The organism is Protofrankia sp. CiP1_Cm_nod2, from assembly GCF_920664355.1.
Lineage (GTDB): Bacteria > Actinomycetota > Actinomycetes > Frankiales > Frankiaceae > Protofrankia.
Window position 1 is genome coordinate 1,151 of the sequence record NZ_CAKKTL010000287.1, and the last position, 2,114, is coordinate 3,264.

The 2,114-nt window shown below is 75.7% G+C and carries 1 protein-coding gene; it reads left to right on the forward strand.

From position 1 onward, the window contains the following. A partial coding sequence (locus tag NBW84_RS21770) for a neuraminidase-like domain-containing protein (protein WP_250286934.1) occupies positions 1 to 2,114 on the forward strand: 2,114 nt, incomplete at both ends.

Here is a 2,114-nt window from a genome sequence, read left to right on the forward strand (position 1 = left end):
GCGACCGGCGGACCGGCCGCGGCCGAGGCGGCCCAGCTCGCGGCCGTGGTGGTGGACGCCTGCCACGCGCTTGTGATCGCCGACCGTTTCGGCGGCCCGGTCGGGGTGTGCCCGGCCATCCTGGACGCCACCGCGGACGCCGCGGCGCGCGTCTCCTCCCCACCCGTCCTGGTGGCCGCCTCGCCGGTGACACTGACGGACCGGCTGACCCGGCTGTTCAACCGCCCCGCTGACACCGCCGCTGTCGCGGCCCTCGCGGCCCTCGCGGCCGGCACCGCTGGCGCGGCCGGCACCACTGGCGCGGCCGGCGCGGCCGACGCCGCCGGCGGCAACGTCCTCACCCTTGACGTCCTGGCGGCAGGCGCGCGCCAGCTCGCCCTGGCCGCGGCCGTCGGCGCGACCGTGGCCGAGTGCCGAACGTGGGCCACCGCCACGGACCTCACCGCCGCGGAGCCCGCGGCAGGGGGACCCGCTCCCGCAGACCCTGCGGCCGGGGGCCTGGCCGCCGCGGACGCCGTGCTCGCCCGGGTCGAGTCCCGGTTCGCCGCCGACCAGTGGGCGAGCACCGGCGCGTCGATCCTCGACGGCCTGCGGGCCCGGCGGCGCGACGCCCTCGTCTCCTTCCTGGTGCACCGTGACCGGCTGGACGGTGCCGACGCGCTGTCGGCCCGCCTGCTCGTCGACGTCCTCATCGGCCCCCAGGAGATCACCACCCGTATCCGGCAGGCCCTCAACTCGGTGCAGATGTTCGTGCAGCGCTGTGAGCTGGGCCGGGAGGGCCCGGGGATGCGGCCGGACGCGAAGGCGGACGAGGGCTGGTCACAGTGGGTGTGGATGGGCCGCTACCGGGTGTGGGAGGCCCAGCGCCGGATCTTCACGCACACCGAGAACTACGCGGACCCGGCCGCCCGGATCGGCAGGTCGTCGTTCTTCGCCGAGCTGGAGTCGGACCTGTTGCAGTCCGGCCTCACCGACGACGCCGCCGAGGAGGCGTTCCGCGCCTACCTGGACAAACTGGAGAAGATCGCCCGCCCGCAGGTGCTCGGCTTCCACCGGGAGCGGGTCGCCTCGACCGCCCTCGGGGTGCAGCGGGACGTGCTGCACGTGGTCGCCCGCTCCGGTACCGCTCCGTACACGTACTACTACCGCACCCTGGACGACGGGGCGTGGTCGCCGTGGGAGGTCATCCCGGTCGACATCGGCTACGACCAGGTCGTCCCGGTGGTGTGGAACCGCCGGCTGCTGCTGTTCTGGCCGGTGGTGACGCCGGACCCGGACGTCCCGTCGTCCGGCGGCGGCCAGACCGGGCCGCGCAGGCTGACGGAGGTGCAGGTCACGCCCCAGCCGCCGCCGTCGGCCCGCGTCCTGCTGGCCTGGACGGAACGCCGCCACGGCAAGTGGCTGCCCAAACAGCTCAGTGACGCGGCGGACGGCGCCTACGTCACCGTCGGCCGGGCCACCGGCCTGGTGGGGCTGCGCCTGGGCAGTGTGACGCCCGCCGAGCTCGTCATCGCGGTGACGACCCCGCCGCCGGCGCTGCTGTCGTATTCGGAGGTGCCGGTCGGCCGGTTCCGGCTGCGGCCGGCCGGTCTGACGGCCGAGGCGGTGACGGGCACGCAGCCCCTCACCCACAACCCGCCCGGCATGGTGTACCGGCGCGGCCGGGTCGTCGGCGCGTCGCTCGTGGTCGGCTCCGCCCCGTCCTCGTCCTACACGCTGCTGGCTCCGGGTAGGCGACTGAACGTGACCGTCGAGTCCGCCAGCTGGGGGCTCGACGTCGGCTCCGACCTGTTCGTCGCCGACGCCGACCGGACGTTCTTCGCCGCCGGCGGCCGGATGAGCCCGCTCGCGGTCCCGAAGGACTGGGCACTGCGCGGCGCCGGTGTCGTGCTGCCCGCGCAGTACCACGCGCTCCGGCCCGGTGAGGCCGAGGAGCTGGGCGGCATACGTCCCGGTGACGACAGGCTGGCCGCCCTGCGGGCCGTGCTGGGTGACGCAGCGGTCGACGCGCTGCCTGTCCCGCTGTATCCCGCTGCCGGGACGCAGGAGCTCCAGGCATCGTCGTCCGCGCCGGGGCTGCCCGCCGCGGGGCAGGTGCCGTCCCTGCCGGACGT